Source organism: Streptomyces sp. NPDC002386 (assembly GCF_053593175.1).
In genome coordinates this window covers 485,118-504,742 of sequence record NZ_JBSFBX010000001.1, presented here as the reverse complement: position 1 = coordinate 504,742, position 19,625 = coordinate 485,118, and the positions used below count along the sequence as shown (strand labels likewise).

Here is a 19,625-nt window from a genome sequence, read left to right as displayed (position 1 = left end):
GGTCCTTTCAGACGAGGGCGGGCGTCAGGTACTGGTTGGCGGGGCGGGGCAGTCCGTAGCGCTCCCGCAGGGTCTGCCGGGGGCCGTAGTCGGTGCGCAGCAGGCCGCGCTCGCGCAGGATCGGCACGACGTGCTCGACGAAGGCCTCCAGGCCGGAGGGCAGCACGGCGGGCATGATGTTGAAGCCGTCGGCGGCGCCCTGGGTGAACCAGGTCTCGATCTGGCCGGCGACCTGTTCGGGCGTCCCGGCGAAGGTGAGGTGCCCGCGTCCGCCCCCGAGCCGTCCGATGAGCCGGCGTACGGTCAGCCGCTCGCGGCGGGCCAGCTCCACCACGAGGGTGTAGCGGCTCTTGGCGCCCTCGATGGCGGACTCCGGCGGCAGGTCCTCTGGCAGGTGCCGGTCCAGGTCGAGGGTGCCGGGCTCCAGGTGCAGCAGGTTCTCCAGCCGGGCCCGGCCGTGCTCGGGGACGATGTGGTCCTCCAGGAGCTGCTCGCCGGCCCGTGCCTCGGCCTCGGTCGAGCCGAGCACCGGGACGATGCCGGGCAGCACCTTGACGTGCCCGGGGTCCCGGCCCGCCCCGGCCGTGCGGGACTTGAGGTCGGCGTAGAAGGCCTGGGCGTCCGCGAGGGTCTGCTGGGCGGTGAACACCGCCTCCGCGTACCGCGCGGCGAAGTCCTTGCCGTCCTCGGAGGAGCCGGCCTGCACCAGCAGCGGGTAGCCCTGCGGTGACCGCGGCACGTTGAGGGCGCCCTCGACGCCGAAGTACGTCCCCTTGTGCCGGGGCGGGTGGATCTTGCTGTCGTCGCCCCAGACGCCGGCCGCCTTGTCGGCGACGATCGCGTCGTCCTCCCAGCTGTCCCAGAGCTTGAGGGACACGTCGAGGAACTCGGCGGCGCGGGCGTACCGCTCGGCGTGCGCGGGTTCGGCGTCCAGACCGAAGTTGCGGGCGGCCTCCCGGCCCGCCGTGGTGACGATGTTCCAGCCGGCCCGGCCGCCGCTGACGATGTCCAGCGAGGCGAACCGGCGGGCCAGGTTGTAGGGGGAGTTGTAGGAGGTGGAGGCGGTGGCGATCAGCCCGATGTGCTCGGTGGCCGTGGCCAGCGCGGTGAGCAGGGTGAGCGGTTCCAGGGCGCCGGCCGGGCGCTGGGCGAGGTTGCTCCACAGCTGCGGGCCGTCGGCGAGGAAGAGCGAGTCGAAGGTGCCGCGCTCGGCGATCCGGGCCAGCCGCACGTAGTGGGCGAGGTCGACGTGCGCGTACGGGTCGCTCTCCGGCAGCCGCCACGACGCCTCGTGGTGGCCGGTGTTCATCAGGAACGCGTTGAGGTGCAGCTCTCTCGTGGTCACTCGTGGTCCTCCGTGACACCGAGCGCGGCCAGCAGCCGCTCGCGGTACTCGCCCAGCACCGGCTCCCGGTAGGAGCGCGGGTGGGGACGGTCGATGGTCAGGTCGAGGCCGATCCGGCCCCGGTCCAGGACGAGGACCCGGTCGGCGAGCACGATCGCCTCGTCCACGTCGTGGGTGACGAGCAGCACCGAGGGCCGGTGCCGCTTCCACAGCTCGCGCAGCAGGTTGTGCATCCGGATCCGGGTCAGCGCGTCCAGCGCCCCGAACGGCTCGTCCGCCAGCAGCAGTTCCGGTTCGCGGACCAGGGAGCGGGCGAGGGCGGCGCGCTGCGCCTCGCCACCGGACAGCTCGCCCGGCCAGGCCCGCTCACGGCCGCCGAGGCCCACCTCCGCCAGGGCGGCCCGGCCGCGTTCTTCGGCGTCCTTGCCGTCGGTGCCGAGCAGGACGTTGTCCAGCACCCGGGCCCAGGGCAGCAGCCGGGAGTCCTGGAAGACCACCGACACCCGCTCCGGGGCGCTGAGCCGCCCGCTGCCCGCCACTCCGTGATCGAGTCCGGCGACGGCCCGCAGCAGGGTCGACTTGCCCGAGCCGCTGTGCCCGAGCAGGGCCGTGAACTGGCCTGCGGGCAGGTCGAGATCGATGTCGTCGAGGACGGTCCGGCCGCCGAACGACCGGGTCAGGCCGCGCAGTCGTACCGCGGGCCGGGTCAGCTGCTCAGTGTGCGGCGCCACGACAGCACCCTCCGTTCGATGAGTCGGACCACGCTGTCGGAGATCAGGCCGAAGACGCCGTAGATCAGCAGGCCGACCAGGATGACGTCGCTCTGGCCGTAGTTCTGCGCCTGGAACATCAGGTAGCCGAGGCCGCTGGTGGCGTTGATCTGCTCCAGCACCACCAGGCCCAGCCAGGAGCCGGTGACGCCGAGCCGGAGACCCACGAAGAATCCGGGCAGCGCCCCGGGGATCACCACCCGCCGGACGAAGGCGAACCTCGACAGGCCCTGCACCTCGGCGAGTTCGACGAACCGGGTGTCGATACCGGACAGCGCGGCGTGCGTGTTCAGGTAGACGGGGATGTAGACGACGATCGCGATGATGGCGATCTTGAAGGTCTCGCCGATGCCCAGCCAGAGGATGAACAGCGGGATCAGACCCAGGGTCGGGATCGCCCGGTTGAGCTGCACGGTCCCGTCGATCAGCGCCTCCCCGGCGCGGCTGAGCCCGGAGACCAGCGCGAGCAGCACCCCGGCGGTCAGGCCGATCGCGAAGCCGTAGGCGGCCCTTCTGAGCGAGGTGAGCACGTCCGTGGGCAGCGTGCCGGCGGTCCACAGGTGGCCGGCGGTCCTCAGCACCGTCCAGGGCGCCGGTATCGCGCCCGGGTCGAGCGCGCCCGCCGCCGAGGCGACGGCCCACAGGGCGACGACGGCGAGCGGGCCGGCGAGCCGGGCGGCGGGCAGCCGGCGCCCGGGGGAGAGCCGCCGGCGCCGGCGGACCTGGGGCAGTTCCTCAGCGGCGGCCGGTGCCGCCACGGCGGTCGTGGTCGTGGTCACGGCGCTCACCTCCGGTACTCCGCCGGTACGGCCCGGGCGGCGATGGCCTCGAAGCGGTGGTCGAAGAGCGAGGAGACGTCGAACTTCTTCACGAACCCGCCCTCGGCGAGCAGATCGGCCGTCTCCTGCTCCCACCTGATCGCCTCGTCCCAGCTCGGCGGGAACAGCGGCTTGTTGGCGAGCGCGGTGATGGACTTCGCCTGGTCGAGGGTCAGGTTCTGCGTCTTGACGTAGAACTCCTCGTTCCACACGTCCGGGTGCTCGTAACTCCACACCTGGCCCCGGGCCCAGTGCGGGATGTACGCGGCGACCGCGGCGGCCTTCGCCGGGTCCGCGAGCACGGACCGCGGCGCCCACAGCAGGTTGAGCAGGTCGACGACGTCGGTCCTGATGACGCGGGCGCCCTTGTCCCCGTACTGCTTGAGATAGGCGGGCGCCTGGCTGTTGCCGAGCGGCGCCACGTCGACCTGGCCGGACTGCAGGGCGGTCAGGAACTGGTTGCTGGTCAGCGGGACCAGCGTCACCTGGTCGTACTTCAGGCCCGCCTTCTTCAGCGCCCGCAGCAGCACGACACCCTGGGCCTGGCCCTGCGAGAAGGCGAGCTTCCTGCCGCGGAAGTCCTCGGCCGTGCGGATGTCGCTGCCGGGCTTCGTGGCGAAGAGGTAGTTGGGCTTGCGGGTCACGTTGATCGCCACGATCCGCGCGTCGAAGCCCTGGTAGTGCGCCTGGATCGGCGGGATGCCCGCGTTGTTGGCGAGATCGAGGGACTTGGCGCGGAAGGCGTTGATGACGTCCGGGCCGGCCCCGATGTTGAGCCAGTCGGACACCTCGAACGGCAGCGCGGGCAGCTTGGCCAGCTTGAACTGGAGCTGCTGGACGTTCTGGTAGGAGGAGATCTTCAGGCTGGTGCCGGCCGGGACCTTGGCCGCGAGGGGGCGGGTGAGGGCGCCCTCGGTGTCGGCGGCGGCACTGCCGCCCGCGCAGCCGCCGAGGCCCGCGACGGCGGCGGACGCGCCGAGCAGGGAGGTCAGGAACAGGCGGCGGTCGAGGCCGGTGACAGGCGGAGCAGACATGGGAGGACTCCCTGGGTACGCACAGCGGAAAGGCAAGCCGTAAGGCAGCCGGAATTACCGGCGGAAAGCCGGAAGAAAAGCTCATGGGAGAGCTTGTGGAAAGAGAACTCACGCAGACGGAAACACGCGCTTCATGCGCGGCAACATGTCAGCAACAGAGGGTGCGACAGCTCGTGAGCGGGTTCATGACCAGCATGTTCGTCGCCATCTCCGCCCCCTGTCAACATTCCGAGTTTCTGAATTAAATAGCCTCAGGTGACACGCCCAGCGGATCCCGGAACAGCACGTCCAGCATCACCGAGCCGCCTGCCAGCGCGAGCACCGAATCCGGGAAACTCGTCGGCAGCACGGACGCCGCGCGCCGCATCCCGGCCGCTTCCCGCAGCGCGGTCAGGCAGTCGTCGAAGCGCATGGAGCCCACCTCGGTCACCACGACCGTCTCCGGGTTGAGCACGTCCAGCAGCAGCCCGGCCGCCCGACCCGTCGCCCGCGCCCGCTCCACCAGCAGCCGCCGGGCCACCGCGTCACCGGCCGCCGCCGCGGCCACCACGTGCATCGGGTTCTCCGAGTCGCTCACCCCGGCCGCCCGGGCCCGCCGGCACAGCGTCCGCTCGCTCAACTCGGCCTGCAGGCAGCCCGTACGGCCGCAGACGCAGGGCTCGGTGCCGCCCGGCACCGGAAGGTGGGCGATCGCACCGGCCTGCGAGCGGGGCCCGTGGTGCACCTCGTCGTTGGTGGCGAACGCCGCGTCGACCATGTTGCCGACGAACAGGTGCAGCACGCTGCGGCTGCCCCGGGCCCGCCCGAACAGCCGCTCACCGCTCACCAGCGCCCGCGCGTGCCCGTCGACGTGGACGGGCAGGCCGGTGCGGTCCGCGAGCGGCTTCCGCACCGGAACCTCGCGCCAGCCCAGGAGTTCGTGCTCCACGACGGTGCCGGACTCCCGGTCCACCCAGCCCCCGGCGGCGACACCGACCCCCAGCGGCCGGCGCTCCGGCGCCCGCGCGAGCAGCGCCGCCAGCGCGTCGGCGGCGCGGGCCAGCACCCGTCCCGGGTCCGGCCGTTCGTGCTTCAGCTCGCGCCGGGCGACGACCCGGCCGCGCAGATCGAGCAGCGCGACCGTGGTGTACGGCACGGCCACGTGCACCCCGCCGACCACGAACCGCCCGGTGTCGAGGTCGACGGGGACGTGCGGCCGCCCCACGCCGTTCGAGCGGCGCGGCGCCGCCTCCTCACGGAGCAGCCCGAGGCCCGTCAGCCGGGCGCAGTGCTCGGTCACGGCCGCGGGGGACAGCCCGGTCAGCCGGGCGACGGTGCTGCGCGCCACCGGGCCGTGCTCCAGCACGGACCGCAGCACGACGCTGGCGCTCGTGCGCCGCCGGTCGCTGTCGGCGGCGCGGGGAACGGGTGAGACAAGGGTGGATGCCGCGGTACGGGGCATGGGGGACCGTCCTCGGGAACGGGGCCGACACGTCTCGGAGGGCGAGGCGCGCCGGGGGTGCGCCCTACCCCGGACGGTGACAGGTGGCCGTGCCCTGCCGTCGCAGGTCGACGTAGCGACGCGACGTGAAGTACCGGGCCTGGGCAACCATGCCGGAAGCGTAGGGCAGGAAGGGGGAATCCGACCAGTCCACCAGGGTTCGTTGGCGGGGTTCCACAGTCCCGCCGGCGGCCCGCCGAGTGAGCCGCGCATCCCCGCCTCAGTGACCGTTGTCACGCCGTACCGGGTGTAACCGCCACCCTTTGTCGGGTGCCCACCAAGCCCTCGTTCCCCCCTTTGTCGATCGCTGACGGTGATCACCGCGAGGCCGCCGGGATAGCGTCACGGTGTCCCATCTGCCCTCGCCCCACGCGGAGTCCCCATGAGCACCGCCACCGCAACCGTCCGCCCCGGTGAAGTCCTTTCCGACCTGCTGCCCGCCTCGCGGACCCGCGACATCGCGCTGGTGCTCGGCGGTGCCGTGCTCACCGGCCTCGCGGCCCAGATCGCGGTGCCCGTGCCCGGCTCCCCGGTGCCGGTGACCGGCCAGACCTTCGCCGCGCTGCTCGTCGGCACCGCCCTCGGCGCCCGCCGCGGCTTCCTCTCCCTCGCCCTGTACGCGCTCGCGGGCGTGGCCGGCCTGCCGTGGTTCGCGGAAGGCGGCTCCGGCGCGGGCGCCGTCTCCTTCGGCTACGTCCTCGGCATGCTGCTCGCCTCCGCCGCCGTCGGCGCCCTGGCCCGCCGTGGCGCCGACCGCTCCCCGCTGCGCATGGCGGGCACCATGGTCCTCGGTGAGGCGATCATCTACGCGGTCGGCGTGCCCTACCTGGCCCTGGCCGCCCACCTGTCCTTCTCCCAGGCCGTCGCCGCCGGCCTCACCCCGTTCCTGATCGGCGATGCCCTGAAGGCGGCCCTCGCCATGGGCGCGCTGCCCGCCGCCTGGAAGCTCACCGGCCGGCGCTGACGCCCCGCCCCTGCGGGGGCCGGGCCCGCGAACGACGAAGGGGAGGGAGTCCCGTGCGGGACTCCCTCCCCTTCGTCATGGCCGTGGGCCGGGTGCGGTCAGCCGACCGACACCTTCTCCGCCGTGTCCTCCACGGCCGGAGCAGGCCGGCGGCCCGCGATCTTCTGCTTGACCAGGGAGGCCGCGATCACGACGGCGGCCACCAGCAGGGAGAGCTCGACGGTCGTGCGACCGCTGCTCTCACCCTCGGTGTCGGTCAGCATGTAGCCGAAGATGCCGATGATCAGGATGGCCGTCGCCCAGGTCAGGTACGGGTACAGCCACATCTTCACGACGAGCTTCTCCGGCGCCTCCCGCTGGATGATCCGCCGCATCCGAAGCTGCGAGAAGCAGATCGCCAGCCACACGAACAGGGCGACCGCGCCGCTCGAGTTGAGCAGGAAGAGGAAGACCGTGTCCGGGAACTTGTAGTTGAAGAAGACGGCGGCGAAGCCGAAGAGCACGGACGCGAGGATCGCCGCCCGCGGCACACCGCGGGACGTGGTCCGCGCGAACGCCTTGGGCGCGTCACCGCGCTGGCCGAGCGAGAAGGCCATCCGGGAGGCCGTGTACAGACCGGAGTTCAGGCAGGACAGCACCGACGTCAGCACGATGAAGTTCATGACCTGGCCGGCGTGCGGGATGCCCAGCGAGCCGAGGGCGGCGACATACGAGCCGTCCTTCTCGATGGCCGGGTCGTTCCACGGCAGCAGCGTGACGACGATCAGGATCGAGCCCAGGTAGAAGACGCCGATACGCCAGATGATGCTGTTGGTCGACTTGGTGACGGCGCGCTGCGGGTCCTCGGACTCGCCGGCCGCCAGGGTCGCGATCTCGCTGCCCATGAAGGAGAAGACGACCAGCAGCACACCCGTGAGGATCGCGCCGGGGCCGTGTGGCAGGAAGCCGCCGTGCGAGGTGAGGTTGGCGAAACTCGCCTTGTCGGTGTGCGCGCCCGGCAGTACGCCGAACACGGCCAGCAGGCCGACGACGATGAACGCGCCGATCGCCACGACCTTGATGCCGGCGAACCAGAACTCGAATTCGCCGTAGGAGCCGACCGAGACCAGGTTGGTCGCGGTCAGGACGAACATCACGATGAGCGCCCAGCCCCATTGCGGCACGGCCGGGATCCAGCCCTCGAGGATCTTCGCGCCGGCGGTGGCCTCCACGGCCAGCACGACGACCCAGAAGAACCAGTAGAGCCAGCCGATGGAGAAACCGGCCCACGGTCCCAGCGCACGGTCGGCGTGCGCGGAGAACGAACCGGAGGTGGGGTTGGCGGCGGACATCTCGCCGAGCATGCGCATCACCAGCACCACGAGGGTGCCGACGAGGGCGTACGACAGAAGGATGCCCGGTCCCGCGGTAGCGATACCGGTACTGGAGCCGACGAAGAGGCCGGCTCCGATGACGCCACCGATCGCGATCATCGTCAGGTGGCGGTTTTTCAGTCCTGCTTGAAGGCCCGAACCAGGGGTCATGGACGGATTTCCTTTACGCCAGGTGGAGCTGCCCGCACGAGCGGTGTACGAGCCGGTCCAGTGAATCCGAGGTGAACAGATTCAGGAACCTCTGAATCCAGATTGTTACTTGAGGTTCTCTTGAGGATCTATGGCCGGATTCACATTCCGTCCTTGTCACACCCGCGGCTGCTTCCCGGAAACCGGCGTGTCACACTCGTCCCATGCGCGTGTATCTCGGCTCCGACCATGCGGGCTACGAACTCAAGAACCACCTCGTCGACTGGCTCAAGGCGGCGGGGCACGAGCCCGTCGACTGCGGGCCCCACATCTACGACGCCCAGGACGACTACCCGCCCTTCTGCCTGCGCGCGGCCGAGCGGACCGCCGCCGACCCCGACGCGCTCGGCATCGTGATCGGCGGCTCCGGCAACGGGGAGCAGATCGCCGCGAACAAGGTGAAGGGTGTGCGCGCCTCGCTGGCCTGGAGCGAGGAGACGGCCGGCCTCGGCCGCCAGCACAACGACGCCAACGTCGTCGCGGTGGGCGCGCGCATGCACAGCACGGAGGAGGCGACGAAGTTCGTCGAGGTGTTCCTCAACACCCCGTTCTCCGGTGACGAGCGTCACATCCGCCGCATCGACATGCTCGCCGGCTACGAGACGACGGGCGACCTGCCCCCGATCCCGGCCCACCACCCGCAGCAGTAGCGCCGTCGGGGCCCGGTCCGGTGCCGGGCCCCCGCGGCCTCTCCACCGGCCGGGACGGGCCGGCGGCAGGAAAGGACACCTCAGCCGTGCCAGAAGGGCACACCATCCACCGGCTGGCCCAGGACTACGCGGAGCGCTTCCAGGGCACCGCTCCCCGGGTGACCAGCCCCCAGGGCAAGTTCTCCGACGCGGCGGACCTGCTGGACGGTGCCCCCCTGACCGGCACCGAGGCCCACGGCAAGCACCTCTTCCTCCGGTTCCGGGACGCCGACTGGGTCCACATCCACCTCGGCCTCTTCGGCAAGGTCGCCTTCGGCCCGGCCCCCGCGCCCCCGCCCACCGACACCGTCCGGCTCCGGCTCGCCACCGGCACCGACTACGTCGACCTGCGCGGCCCCACCACCTGCGCGCTCGTCACCGACGCCGAGAAGCGGGCCGTGCACGACCGCCTCGGCCCCGACCCGCTCCGAGCGGACGCCGACCCCGACGCCGCCTACCGGAGGATCTCCCGCAGCCGCACGACCGTCGCCGCGCTGCTGATGGACCAGAAGGTCATCGCCGGTGTCGGCAACGTGTACCGGGCCGAGGTCCTCTTCCGGCACGGCATCGACCCCTACCGTCCGGGCCGGGACCTCACCCCGGCCGAGTGGGAGGCGATCTGGTCGGACCTGGTCGCGCTCATGCGCGAGGGCGTGCGCCACAACCGCATCGACACCGTCCGCCCCGAACACACCCCCGAGGCCATGGGCCGCCCGCCCCGCGTGGACGACCACGGCGGCGAGGTGTACGTCTACCGCCGGGCCACCCGGCCCTGTCACATCTGCGGCACCGGCATCCGCACCGCCGGCCTCGCCGCCCGCAACCTCTTCTGGTGCCCCACCTGCCAGAAACCCTGACCGGAGGCACGAGCGGGGCTCAGCCCCTCCCGGTCAGAAGCCGTGCGGCAGCCAAGGCGCCACCGGCGAGCCGAACGCCACCGCCGCCTCCGCCAGCGCCCCCGGCCGCAGCTCCCGCACCCGGCCGGCCGCCGCCAGCGACAGCAGCGACACCCCGCCCAGGTACGCCGACCCCAGCTCCCGCACGGACAGCTCCAGGTCGGCGGCCTCCCGGGTGCGCTCGCAGGACGCGCCCTTGGCGTCGCCGGTCAGCCGCCAGCGCCCCGCGTTCCAGGGGCAGAAGGCGTCCTCCACCTCGAACACGACGTCCACCGGCGCCTGGTAGGTACGGGCCGACAGGGCCGCACCGACCTCGACGAGCCGGAGATGGCAGGCGTCCCGGAAGCGCGGCCGGCAGCGCCGGATGTCGGAGACCAGGTACTGCCAGGCGTCGTCGACCGGCCGCCCGCGCACGTTCAGGGTCGTCATCAGGTCGATGTCGAACAGGAAGCGCCACAGCGCCGCGTCGGTCGCCGGGTCCAGCGCGGCCAGGTCCTCCAGCGACACGGTGCCGTCGTGCCCGCTCGGACCCCAGCCGAGCTTGGTGCGGAACCGGGCGAACCCGGTGACCGCGCCGTCCCGTTCGGCCACCACGCACTGCAGCGCCGACGCGCCGTCCCGGCCGCTCGCCGGGTCGACCAGACCGGCCTGCTCCCAGTTCGGCTGCCGGGCGAGCATCCCGGGCCTGCGGGGCACCAGTGCCGCGTACACCGCCTCGCACTCGGCCAGCACCTCGGCGGGCTGCGCGTACCGCAGCCGCACCTCCCCGCTGCCCGCGACCGGGGCCAGGGCCACCCGGGCCGTGTCGATCTCCGCGTGCAGCTGGAAGGTCGCCGCTCCGTACCCGAACCGGCCGTAGATCGCCGGCTCGGAGGCGGTCAGCGCGGCGAGCGGCTCACCGAGCGCGCGCACGTCGTCGAGCTGGCGGCGCATCATCGAGGTCAGCACCCCGCGCCGCCGGTGCGTGGCGGAGACGCTCACCATGGTGACGCCCGCGGTGGGCACCTGCGAGCCGCCGGGGACGGTCATCCGGAAGCTGAACGCCCCGGCCGTCCCCACGAGCGTGTCCCCGTCCCGGGCGGCCAGCGATCGGTCGAACTCGGTGACCGACCGGTCCAGTTCGCGCTCCTCCGCGGAGGTCTCGCCGGCGCCGAAGGCGCGGATCAGGTGGTCGAACCATCCGCCCCACTCCTCGGGGCGCAGCACTGTCAGCTCGGTCACACGCTCGGTCGCCATGGGCCATGCCTACCAGCGCGTCCCGGGACGAGCCAGCGAATTTCTCCCAGGCGGCGGCGCGAACGCCGTTCGTGCCGTTCACTGTGAAGTCGAACCGCGAAGCGGAGCCTCGCACGGGGGACAAGTGGGACCTCCCGTGCCAAGGGGCTGGTCCGATGGATAGGGTCCCGAACTGATGGCAGCAGGACGAGCGCGGCGCTCGAAGGCCGAGACGTTCACGGCCCGGTGGAAGATGCAGTGGCACCGGGTCCGCGTCGGCCTGCGCAGAAGCGCCGTGGACTACTTCCGCGGTGACGGCTCGGACTGGATCGCGCTCGTCGGCCTGCTGCTCACCATCCCCGTCCTGACGGCACTGACACTCGGCAACTCGGTGTGGTTCTCGCCGGGCGCGCTGGTGCTGCCGATCGTCGCGGGCGGCCTGGTGCTGCGCCCGGCCAGCCTGCTCGGTCTGTACGCCACCGCCGCCACCGCGCTGATCGTGGAGTCGGTGCGGCTCGGCCCGTACACCGAGGGACCCTCGCGGGTCACCCCGGGCGTGGTCCTGGTGGTCGCCGCGTGCGGCTTCTTCGGACTGCTCACCGCGCAGTTCCGCAGCCGGGTCGGCGTGCCCTGGCGGCGCGGCGGCACCATGCTGTTCGACCTGCGCGAGCGGATCCGGGTGCAGAGCACGCTGCCGAAGCTGCCGCAGGGCTGGCACCACGAGATGGCGCTGCGCCCGGCGGGCGGCCAGTCCTTCTCGGGCGACTTCGTGGTCGCGGCCCGCACCAACGGGGGCCGCACCCTGGAGGTCGTCCTCACGGACGTCTCCGGCAAGGGCATGGACGCCGCGTCGCGCGCCCTGCTGCTGTCCGGCGCCTTCGGCGGCCTGCTCGGCTCCCTGCCGCCGCACGCCTTCCTCCCGGCCGCCAACGGCTACCTGCTCCGCCAGGACTGGGACGAGGGCTTCGCCACCTCCATCCACCTGGTCCTGGACCTGGACTCCGGTGACTACGAGCTGTACTCCGCGGGGCACCCGCCGGGCCTCCAGCTCAGCGCGGGCAGCGGCCGCTGGGAGGAGAAGGCCGCCGAGGGCCCGCTGCTCGGGGTCTACGACGGCGCGCAGTTCGACTCCATGAAGGGCTCGCTGCGGCCCGGCGACGTGCTCATGCTCTTCACGGACGGCCTGGTGGAGACCTCCGACCGGGACATCGTCGAGGGCATCGACCGCCTCACCGGCGAGGCCGACCGCTATGTGGCCGGCGGCTTCCACGGCGCCGCCTGGCACCTCATCGAGGCGGTCGCCAAGGACGTCAACGACGACCGGGCCCTGCTGCTGATCTGCCGCGACGCCACGCAGGCTCCCCGCTGACCCGCTACCGGACGCCCCGCGCACCGGGGACACTGGGGCGATGAACGGGACGCCACTCGGCCCCGGCGAGGTCGAGAGCCTCGCGCGGGCCGCGCACGAAGGACAGACCGACAAGGCGGGGCGGCCGTACGCCGAACACCTCGCGGCCGTCGCCGAAGGGGTACGGGCCCGGGGCGGGGACGCCGAGCAGATCGCGGCGGCCTGGCTCCACGACGCCGTGGAGGACGGCGCGCTGAGCGAGGAGTGGCTCGAGGGGGCGGCCCTGACGGAACGGACCAAGGCCGTCGTGCGCGCCGTCACCAAACGGGCCGGCGAGGAGCCCGGAGAGTACGCGCGGCGCATCCTCGCCACCCCGGGCGCGCTGCTGGTGAAGGAGGCCGACCTCGCGCACAACGCCGACCCGGCCCGGCTGGCGGTCCTGGACGAACCGACCCGGAAACGACTGACCGAGAAGTACGCGCGGATGCGGGCACTTCTCGGTCTGGGCCAGGGCGGGGCCGGGTGCTGAGCGGGAGACCTAGGCGCTGACCTTCTCGCGCTCGCGCTCCTTCTGCTGGCGTTCGCGGGCCAGTTCGGCCGCGTCCTGCTTGAACGCCCAGGACATCTTCGGCTCCATCGCGAACCGGAACAGCCGCCGCACCGGAGCGGTGCACAGCAGCGTGACGACGGCGGCCGCGACCAGGGTGACCAGGATCTCGCCGAGCGGGTGGTGCAACGCGGAGTGGTCGAACCAGCCGCGGTAGTCGGCGAACTTCACCAGGAAGCCGTGCAGGAGGTAGCCGTACAGGGTGCCCGCGCCCAGGGCCGTGAACCACATCCTGCGGCGCGGCACCCAGGCGAAGAAGCAGGCCGTCAGCAGCAGCGAGCAGCCCATCATCGCGAGCACCATCACCGGGCCGATCCACCACGGCGCGCCCAGCTCCTGCGCGGAGTCACGGTGGTAGAACCACGCCGTGTTCATGCGCGGCACCGCCCACCAGCCGAACGCGAGCGCGGCCGCGAACACCGGCACCGAGGCGACCCGCACCCAGCGCCGGCGCACCATGTGGAAGTGCTCGGGCTTCATGCACAGGCCGAGCACGAAGTAGGGCAGGAACTGCAGCACGCGCTGGAGGTCGAGGTCGTCACCGATGCTCGGGGCGACGCTGGCCAGCATGGCGATGCCGATGGCCACCGGAAGCGGCCAGCGCACCAGCTTCCACACGGGCGTGGTGAGCCGCCAGACGAACAGGGCGACCAGGAACCAGGTCAGGTACCAGGGATCGAGAAGGCTGATCTCCTCGTCGGAGTGGTCGACGAGGTTCTTGAAGAGCGGGTACGCCGTCTCGAAGAGGACGTACGGCACGGCCACACCGGTGATCAGCCGCTTCAGCCGGTCCGGACGCATGTCGAAACTGCGCGAGAAGAAGCCGGAGATGATGATGAAGGCCGGCATGTGGAAGGTGTACACGACCGTGTACAGGCCTTCCAGGATGCGGCTGTCGCCCTTCAGCGGCTCCCAGGCGTGGCCCATCGCGACCAGCACGATGGCCAGGTACTTGGCGTTGTCGAAGAACGAGTCGCGCTGTTTGCCCGGTCTGTCCACCGGCGTCCGCCCCTTCTGCTCGCTCATCGGGGTACGCGGACCGGGCACTCCGTCGGCCGGCGACTGTGCCGGGGGGAGTGGTCTGCGGTTCTGGCCGGGGGACGAGGCGGCTTCAAACATCTCAGGCACCCTAGCGTCGACTGCGGGATTCCGTAAAACCCCGCCTGTTATTCCTGGTTATCGCGTTCGGGTACCCGTTGATTTACATAACTTGCCTGCCCTGTCCACGTGATGGTGGGCACAGCGACACCCCATGTTCGCCCCCGATGTACCGATTCATCCTGACTAATTGGGTCATACGACGTCTCTGTGTCATCAATTCGAATTACCTGCGCATGTGATGTGTGGACATGGAAACCAAGCTGCGCAATTCCCTGTGCCGCAGGTGCCGGTGTGCGCGTCGAATTACTGTGCGGGGTCTCGTCGGCGGCGGACCGGCACCCCACGTTGCGTCACGGCCCGCATACAAGGGCCGGGTTGGTGGCACGATGGTTCTGGCTGGGGTGCGCGGGGCCGCGTCCCAGGGCCGGGAGAGCGGACCGACCGAAGGTGTGATCAGTTGTGGCCATTTCACTGTCCGTGGTGCTGCTGTTGGCGATCATCCTTGTGGTGCTGATCCGAGGGGGGAACATCAAGGCCGGCCCGGCCATCGTCGCCGTCCTCTTCGGCTTCTTCCTCGCCTCGACCGGCATGGCGCCGTCGATCAACCGCTTCATGAACTCGATAGCGGAGACGATCAACCAGATCAGCTTCTGATCCTCGCCCGCACCTCCGCCCTGCCCGAGCGCGGCTTTGGCCGCGCCCGACGGGTGGGCAGGCGCGCGGGCGAGGCCGCCCGAGGTGCGGCGGTCACTGCGCGGTGGGCGGCGGGGCCTGCGCGGAAAACGATCAGGGCCGGGTGGGGGGAGTGACCCTCGCACCCGGCCCTGAGCCGTGTGGAGCGGGCGACGGGAATCGAACCCGCGTAGCTAGTTTGGAAGACTAGGGCTCTACCATTGAGCTACGCCCGCGACAAGGCGCCGCCGGTCTGCGACCGTGGCACTGGAGAGCATCGTAGCGGGTCGCCCGCCGCGGAGGCCAACGTGTTGGACTGCGGCGATGCCGTACGCGCGGCGGCGGTGAAACCGGCCGACGGAATCGGCCGGGACATGTACCCTACGTGTCGCACCAGACGGGGTGTGGCGCAGCTTGGTAGCGCGTCCGCTTTGGGAGCGGAAGGCCGTGGGTTCAAATCCCGCCACCCCGACCACCGGCTCACGGCATCCTGATGATCGCCTTTTGGGGCGCTGACCGGCTGCGGTTACTATGCAAGCTGCGCGCCCGTGTGTCCCGGCCCACTCGGCCTACGAACTCCTCCGGGCGGCGAAATCCGCCGGACCAGTCTGGCTCCGGCAGAAACCAAGAAGTCAGCCACAAGGAGACCGAACCGTGAAGAGCGCCGTGGAGACCCTGAACCCGACCCGGGTTCGGCTCACTGTCGAGGTGCCCTTCGAGGAGCTCAAGGACAGCCTCGACGCGGCGTACAAGAAGATCAACCAGCAGGTCACGGTGAAGGGCTTCCGCAAGGGCAAGATCCCGGCCCGCGTCATCGACCAGCGGTTCGGCCGCGGTGCGGTGCTGGAGGAGGCCGTCAACGACGCGCTCCCGAAGTTCTACACCGAGGCGGTCAACGAGGCCGAGCTGAGCCCGCTGGGCCAGCCCGAGGTCGACATCACCGACCTGAAGGACGGCGAGACGCTGAACTTCACCGCCGAGGTCGACGTCCGCCCGGCCCTGGAGATCCCGGACTACTCCGGCATCGAGGTCGAGGTCGACGCCGTCGAGGTCACCGACGAGGACATCGAGAAGTCCGTCGAGCAGCTCCGTGAGCGCTTCGCCTCCACCTCCCCGGTGGAGCGCGCCGCCGAGGACGGCGACGTCGTCACCATCGACCTGCAGGCCAAGGTCGACGGCGAGGTCCTCGAGGACGGCGTCGCCGACGGCGTCTCCTACACCATCGGCTCCGGCGAGCTGCTGGACGGCATCGACGACGCCGTCAAGGGCCTGTCCGCCGGCGAGGAGGCCACCTTCACCTCCGAGCTGAAGGGCGGCTCGGCCGCGGGCAAGGAGGCCGAGGTCACCGTCAAGGTCACCCAGGTCGCCGCCCGCGAACTGCCCGAGCTGGACGACGAGTTCGCGCAGCTCGCCTCCGAGTTCGACACGCTGGAGGAGCTTCGCGCCGACAGCCGCAAGCGCCTGGCCAACATGAAGCAGTACGACCAGGCCACCCAGGCCCAGGAGCGCGTGCTGGAGAAGCTCCTCGAGCTGGTCGAGGTCCCGGTCCCCGAGAAGCTGCTCGAGGACGAGATCAACACCCGCAAGCACAACCTGGAGCACCACCAGCTCGGCCAGATGGGCCTGGACCTCGACAAGTACCTGGAGATCCAGGGCAAGACCGCCGAGGAGTTCGAGGCCGAGACCCGCGAGGCTGCGGTCAAGGGCATCAAGACCCAGTTCGTCCTCGACGAGCTGGTCAAGAAGGAGAACCTCAACGTCAACCAGGAGGAGCTCACCGAGCACCTCATGCGGCGTGCGGCCTCCTCCGGCATGTCCCCCGACCAGTTCGCCCAGGCCGTCGTCGAGGGCGGCCAGGTTCCGCTGCTCGTCGGCGAGGTCGCCCGCGGCAAGGCCCTGGCCGTCGTGGTCGACGCCGCCACGGTGAAGGACACCAACGGCGAGGTCGTCGACCTGGACGACGAGGAGGAGGAGACCGAGGCCGCCGAGGCGTCGGAGACCTCCGAGGAGAACGCCGAGGGCTGAGCGCCCACACGGCGCCTCACGAGCGCGTAGGACGGGCCCCCGGGGAGTGTGCTTCCCGGGGGCCCGTGCCGTTATCCCCCGGGATCCGCGCCCGGCCCCGCGGCACGGCCGCTACGCCCCCGGCGAACACTGTCATCTCCGGGATTCCCCGAGGGGACCTGAGCGTTAGGGTCCATGAATACGGGGGCAGGGGAGTCTCCTGAAACCCCCAGCCAAGCCTCCGGCAGGACGACGTGAGACGGCCCGGCGCCGTCGTAAGACGAGCAGGTGGATACGTGACGAATCTGATGCCCTCCGCCGCCGGCGAGCCTTCCATCGGTGGTGGCCTCGGCGACCAGGTCTACAACCGGCTGCTCAACGAGCGGATCATCTTCCTCGGTCAGCAGGTCGACGACGACATCGCCAACAAGATCACCGCACAGCTGCTGCTCCTCGCCGCGGACCCCGACAAGGACATCTACCTCTACATCAACAGCCCGGGCGGCTCGGTGACGGCCGGCATGGCGATCTACGACACCATGCAGTTCATCCCGAACGACGTGGTCACGATCGGCATGGGCATGGCGGCCTCGATGGGCCAGTTCCTGCTCACCGGCGGCACCGCGGGCAAGCGGTTCGCCCTGCCGCACACGGACATCATGATGCACCAGGGCTCCGCGGGCCTGGGCGGTACGGTCTCGGACATCAAGATCCAGGCCCAGTACCTGCTGCGCACCAAGAAGACCATGACCGAGCTGACCGCGCTCCACTCCGGCCAGTCGGTCGAGACGATCCTCCGTGACGCCGACCGCGACCGCTGGTTCACCCCGGAAGAGGCCAAGGAGTACGGTCTCATCGACGAGATCATCAGGAACGCCTCGGGTGTTCCGGGAGGCGGCGGCACCGGTGCCTGACCGGCCCGGCCACGCCACGCACCGCCGAGACACCAGCCCCCCGAACGCCACCAGGACGGTGAACACCCTCATGAGCAACTTCCCCGGCGCCGCCAGCGGCATGTACGAAGGGCCCCGGCCCGACAGCCGCTACGTCATCCCGCGCTTCGTCGAGCGCACCTCCCAGGGCATCCGCGAGTACGACCCGTACGCGAAGCTCTTCGAGGAGCGCGTGATCTTCCTGGGCGTCCAGATCGACGACGCCTCCGCCAACGACGTCATGGCGCAGCTGCTGTGCCTGGAGTCGATGGACCCCGACCGGGACATCTCGATCTACATCAACAGCCCCGGTGGTGACATGACGGCCCTCACGGCCATCTACGACACCATGCAGTTCGTGAAGCCGGACATCCAGACGGTGTGCATGGGCCAGGCGGCCTCCGCCGCGGCCATCCTGCTCGCCGCCGGCACCCCGGGCAAGCGCATGGCGCTGCCGAACTCGCGCGTGCTGATCCACCAGCCCGCCGGCTCCACCGGCCGCGGTCAGCTCTCCGACCTGGAGATCATCGCCAACGAGTTCACCCGGATGCGTGAGCAGCTGGAGAACATGCTGGCCAAGCACTCCAACCGGGCGATCGAGCAGGTCCGCGAGGACATCGAGCGCGACAAGATCCTCACTGCCGAGGAAGCGCTCGAGTACGGCATCGTCGACCAGATCATCTCCACCCGGAAGATGAACAACGAATCGGTCCGCTGACACCGGGCGGCGTACGCTCAGGCCCCCTTGGCAGGGTTCACGTCAAAGTGAACCCTGCCAAGGGGGACCCGAACACGGGGCCCGGCAAGGTACCGTCGGACATAAGGCAGCACCAGGAGCCGCTGGACTCGAAAGCGTCCAGTCGTCTCCCAGGCGAAGGGGAAGCACACCGTGGCACGCATCGGTGACGGCGGCGATCTGCTCAAGTGCTCGTTCTGCGGCAAGAGCCAGAAGCAGGTCAAGAAGCTCATCGCAGGTCCCGGTGTGTACATCTGCGACGAGTGCATCGATCTCTGCAACGAGATCATCGAGGAGGAGCTCGCGGAGACCAGCGAGGTGCGCTGGGAGGAGCTTCCCAAGCCCCGCGAGATCTACGAGTTCCTCGAGGGCTACGTGGTCGGCCAGGAGGCCGCCAAGAAGGCCCTATCCGTCGCGGTGTACAACCACTACAAGCGGGTCCAGGCGGGCGAGAACGGCGGCGCCCAGGGCCGTGACGACGCCATCGAGCTGGCGAAGTCCAACATCCTGCTGCTCGGCCCCACCGGCTCGGGCAAGACGCTCCTCGCGCAGACCCTGGCCCGCATGCTGAACGTGCCCTTCGCGATCGCCGACGCGACGGCGCTGACCGAGGCGGGCTACGTCGGCGAGGACGTGGAGAACATCCTCCTCAAGCTGATCCAGGCGGCCGACTACGACGTCAAGAAGGCCGAGACCGGGATCATCTACATCGACGAGATCGACAAGGTCGCCCGCAAGAGCGAGAACCCGTCGATCACCCGTGACGTCTCCGGCGAGGGCGTCCAGCAGGCCCTGCTGAAGATCCTCGAGGGCACCACGGCCTCGGTCCCGCCGCAGGGCGGCCGCAAGCACCCGCACCAGGAGTTCATCCAGATCGACACGACGAACGTCCTGTTCATCGTGGGCGGTGCCTTCGCCGGCCTGGAGAAGATCATCGAGTCCCGGGCGGGCGCCAAGGGCATCGGCTTCGGCGCCACGATCCACTCCAAGCGCGAGCTGGAGGCCAAGGACCAGTTCGAGGACGTCATGCCCGAGGACCTGGTCAAGTTCGGCATGATCCCCGAGTTCATCGGCCGCCTGCCGGTGATCACCTCGGTGCACAACCTCGACCGCGAGGCCCTGCTCCAGATCCTGGTCGAGCCCCGCAACGCCCTGGTCAAGCAGTACCAGCGCCTCTTCGAACTCGACGGCGTGGAGCTGGACTTCGAGCGCGAGGCCCTGGAGGCCATCGCCGACCAGGCCATCCTCCGCCAGACCGGCGCCCGCGGCCTGCGCGCCATCATGGAGGAGGTCCTCATGTCGGTGATGTACGAGGTCCCGTCCCGCAAGGACGTCGCCCGCGTCGTCATCACGGCCGACGTCGTCCACTCCAACGTCAACCCGACCCTGATCCCGCGGGACGCCCGCGGCCGGGGAACCGGGGAGCAGAAGACGGCGTAGCCGCCGCTGCGG

Annotated in this window: 18 protein-coding genes and 2 tRNA genes; 11 read left to right on the top strand and 9 right to left on the bottom strand. The window is 70.6% G+C overall.

The annotated features are described in order from the left end of the window. Positions 1-7 precede the first annotated feature (7 nt). From ACWCPN_RS02270 to ACWCPN_RS02250, 5 genes are all read right to left on the bottom strand, one after another. On the bottom strand, positions 8-1,345 hold the full coding sequence (locus ACWCPN_RS02270; protein WP_451201880.1) for an LLM class flavin-dependent oxidoreductase: 1,338 nt from the start codon (positions 1,343-1,345) through the stop codon (positions 8-10). Further along, positions 1,342-2,076: an ABC transporter ATP-binding protein gene (locus ACWCPN_RS02265; protein WP_451201879.1), complete on the bottom strand. Its 735-nt coding sequence runs from the start codon at positions 2,074-2,076 to the stop codon at positions 1,342-1,344. The genes ACWCPN_RS02270 and ACWCPN_RS02265 overlap by 4 nt, the downstream gene beginning before the upstream one ends. Further along, a complete protein-coding gene (locus tag ACWCPN_RS02260; protein WP_451201877.1) occupies positions 2,052-2,903 on the bottom strand; it encodes an ABC transporter permease in 852 nt (283 codons plus the stop codon). Before ACWCPN_RS02260 ends, ACWCPN_RS02265 begins: the two co-directional genes overlap by 25 nt. Next, positions 2,900-3,967 (bottom strand): ABC transporter substrate-binding protein, encoded by a 1,068-nt coding sequence (locus tag ACWCPN_RS02255; protein WP_451201876.1) that lies wholly within the window; start codon positions 3,965-3,967, stop codon positions 2,900-2,902. The genes ACWCPN_RS02260 and ACWCPN_RS02255 overlap by 4 nt, the downstream gene beginning before the upstream one ends. Positions 3,968-4,208: 241 nt before the next feature. Beyond that, positions 4,209-5,408: an ROK family protein gene (locus ACWCPN_RS02250; protein ID WP_451201875.1), complete on the bottom strand. Its 1,200-nt coding sequence runs from the start codon at positions 5,406-5,408 to the stop codon at positions 4,209-4,211. A gap of 421 nt (positions 5,409-5,829) precedes the next feature. On the opposite strand from ACWCPN_RS02250, the gene ACWCPN_RS02245 reads away from it, so the two are divergent. Beyond that, entirely contained in the window at positions 5,830-6,411 is a 582-nt protein-coding gene (locus ACWCPN_RS02245; protein ID WP_451201874.1) for a biotin transporter BioY, read from the top strand. Positions 6,412-6,509: 98 nt separating this feature from the next. On the opposite strand, the gene ACWCPN_RS02240 is transcribed toward ACWCPN_RS02245, so the two are convergent. Beyond that, on the bottom strand, positions 6,510-7,934 hold the full coding sequence (locus ACWCPN_RS02240; RefSeq protein ID WP_392291632.1) for an amino acid permease: 1,425 nt from the start codon (positions 7,932-7,934) through the stop codon (positions 6,510-6,512). Between the two features lie 203 nt (positions 7,935-8,137). On the opposite strand from ACWCPN_RS02240, the gene ACWCPN_RS02235 reads away from it, so the two are divergent. Together ACWCPN_RS02235 and ACWCPN_RS02230 are read left to right on the top strand one after the other, a co-directional pair. Continuing rightward, complete coding sequence (locus ACWCPN_RS02235; RefSeq protein WP_451201872.1) at positions 8,138-8,623, top strand: ribose-5-phosphate isomerase; 486 nt, start codon at positions 8,138-8,140, stop codon at positions 8,621-8,623. Between the two features lie 86 nt (positions 8,624-8,709). Continuing rightward, complete coding sequence (locus ACWCPN_RS02230) at positions 8,710-9,519, top strand: Fpg/Nei family DNA glycosylase (protein ID WP_451201870.1); 810 nt, start codon at positions 8,710-8,712, stop codon at positions 9,517-9,519. A 33-nt stretch (positions 9,520-9,552) separates the two neighbouring features. On the opposite strand, the gene ACWCPN_RS02225 is transcribed toward ACWCPN_RS02230, so the two are convergent. Further along, the gene (locus tag ACWCPN_RS02225) at positions 9,553-10,794 is read right to left on the bottom strand and encodes a GNAT family N-acetyltransferase (protein ID WP_451201869.1); all 1,242 of its coding nucleotides are present in this window, start codon (positions 10,792-10,794) and stop codon (positions 9,553-9,555) included. 175 nt (positions 10,795-10,969) lie between these two features. On the opposite strand from ACWCPN_RS02225, the gene ACWCPN_RS02220 reads away from it, so the two are divergent. Together ACWCPN_RS02220 and ACWCPN_RS02215 are read left to right on the top strand one after the other, a co-directional pair. Further along, on the top strand, positions 10,970-12,142 hold the full coding sequence (locus ACWCPN_RS02220; protein ID WP_199210542.1) for a SpoIIE family protein phosphatase: 1,173 nt from the start codon (positions 10,970-10,972) through the stop codon (positions 12,140-12,142). A 40-nt stretch (positions 12,143-12,182) separates the two neighbouring features. Then, positions 12,183-12,650, top strand: coding sequence for an HD domain-containing protein (locus ACWCPN_RS02215; RefSeq protein WP_199210541.1), 468 nt, complete (start codon positions 12,183-12,185; stop codon positions 12,648-12,650). A 9-nt stretch (positions 12,651-12,659) separates the two neighbouring features. On the opposite strand, the gene ACWCPN_RS02210 is transcribed toward ACWCPN_RS02215, so the two are convergent. Beyond that, a complete protein-coding gene (locus ACWCPN_RS02210; RefSeq protein WP_451201867.1) occupies positions 12,660-13,754 on the bottom strand; it encodes an acyltransferase family protein in 1,095 nt (364 codons plus the stop codon). A 534-nt stretch (positions 13,755-14,288) separates the two neighbouring features. On the opposite strand from ACWCPN_RS02210, the gene ACWCPN_RS02205 reads away from it, so the two are divergent. Beyond that, a complete protein-coding gene (locus ACWCPN_RS02205) occupies positions 14,289-14,483 on the top strand; it encodes a hypothetical protein (RefSeq protein ID WP_143632335.1) in 195 nt (64 codons plus the stop codon). A 180-nt stretch (positions 14,484-14,663) separates the two neighbouring features. On the opposite strand, the gene ACWCPN_RS02200 is transcribed toward ACWCPN_RS02205, so the two are convergent. After that, positions 14,664-14,737: transfer RNA gene (locus ACWCPN_RS02200), tRNA-Gly, on the bottom strand. Between the two features lie 162 nt (positions 14,738-14,899). Here ACWCPN_RS02200 and ACWCPN_RS02195 point away from each other — a divergent pair. From ACWCPN_RS02195 to clpX, 5 genes are all read left to right on the top strand, one after another. Next, positions 14,900-14,976: transfer RNA gene (locus tag ACWCPN_RS02195), tRNA-Pro, on the top strand. 179 nt (positions 14,977-15,155) lie between these two features. After that, complete coding sequence (gene tig, locus ACWCPN_RS02190; protein ID WP_451201866.1) at positions 15,156-16,526, top strand: trigger factor; 1,371 nt, start codon at positions 15,156-15,158, stop codon at positions 16,524-16,526. A 287-nt stretch (positions 16,527-16,813) separates the two neighbouring features. Further along, a complete protein-coding gene (locus ACWCPN_RS02185) occupies positions 16,814-17,419 on the top strand; it encodes an ATP-dependent Clp protease proteolytic subunit (RefSeq protein WP_199213517.1) in 606 nt (201 codons plus the stop codon). A gap of 70 nt (positions 17,420-17,489) precedes the next feature. Then, positions 17,490-18,155 carry an ATP-dependent Clp protease proteolytic subunit gene (locus ACWCPN_RS02180; protein ID WP_451201864.1) on the top strand — a complete coding sequence of 222 codons (666 nt, stop codon included), beginning with the start codon at positions 17,490-17,492 and terminating at the stop codon, positions 18,153-18,155. Between the two features lie 171 nt (positions 18,156-18,326). Beyond that, positions 18,327-19,613, top strand: coding sequence for an ATP-dependent Clp protease ATP-binding subunit ClpX (gene clpX, locus ACWCPN_RS02175; RefSeq protein ID WP_199210539.1), 1,287 nt, complete (start codon positions 18,327-18,329; stop codon positions 19,611-19,613). Positions 19,614-19,625: the final 12 nt, after the last annotated feature.

What these genes read in the sequence shown, in the direction of transcription:
- ACWCPN_RS02255 (WP_451201876.1), bottom strand. Translation starts at nt 3,967, where the DNA reads ATGTCTGCTCCGCCTGTCACCGGCCTCGACCGCCGCCTGTTCCTGACC.
- ACWCPN_RS02250 (WP_451201875.1), bottom strand. Translation starts at nt 5,408, where the DNA reads ATGCCCCGTACCGCGGCATCCACCCTTGTCTCACCCGTTCCCCGCGCC.
- ACWCPN_RS02245 (WP_451201874.1), top strand. Translation starts at nt 5,830, where the DNA reads ATGAGCACCGCCACCGCAACCGTCCGCCCCGGTGAAGTCCTTTCCGAC.
- ACWCPN_RS02240 (WP_392291632.1), bottom strand. Translation starts at nt 7,934, where the DNA reads ATGACCCCTGGTTCGGGCCTTCAAGCAGGACTGAAAAACCGCCACCTG.
- ACWCPN_RS02235 (WP_451201872.1), top strand. Translation starts at nt 8,138, where the DNA reads ATGCGCGTGTATCTCGGCTCCGACCATGCGGGCTACGAACTCAAGAAC.
- ACWCPN_RS02225 (WP_451201869.1), bottom strand. Translation starts at nt 10,794, where the DNA reads ATGGCGACCGAGCGTGTGACCGAGCTGACAGTGCTGCGCCCCGAGGAG.
- ACWCPN_RS02220 (WP_199210542.1), top strand. Translation starts at nt 10,970, where the DNA reads ATGGCAGCAGGACGAGCGCGGCGCTCGAAGGCCGAGACGTTCACGGCC.
- ACWCPN_RS02215 (WP_199210541.1), top strand. Translation starts at nt 12,183, where the DNA reads ATGAACGGGACGCCACTCGGCCCCGGCGAGGTCGAGAGCCTCGCGCGG.
- ACWCPN_RS02210 (WP_451201867.1), bottom strand. Translation starts at nt 13,754, where the DNA reads ATGAGCGAGCAGAAGGGGCGGACGCCGGTGGACAGACCGGGCAAACAG.
- ACWCPN_RS02185 (WP_199213517.1), top strand. Translation starts at nt 16,814, where the DNA reads ATGCCCTCCGCCGCCGGCGAGCCTTCCATCGGTGGTGGCCTCGGCGAC.
- ACWCPN_RS02180 (WP_451201864.1), top strand. Translation starts at nt 17,490, where the DNA reads ATGAGCAACTTCCCCGGCGCCGCCAGCGGCATGTACGAAGGGCCCCGG.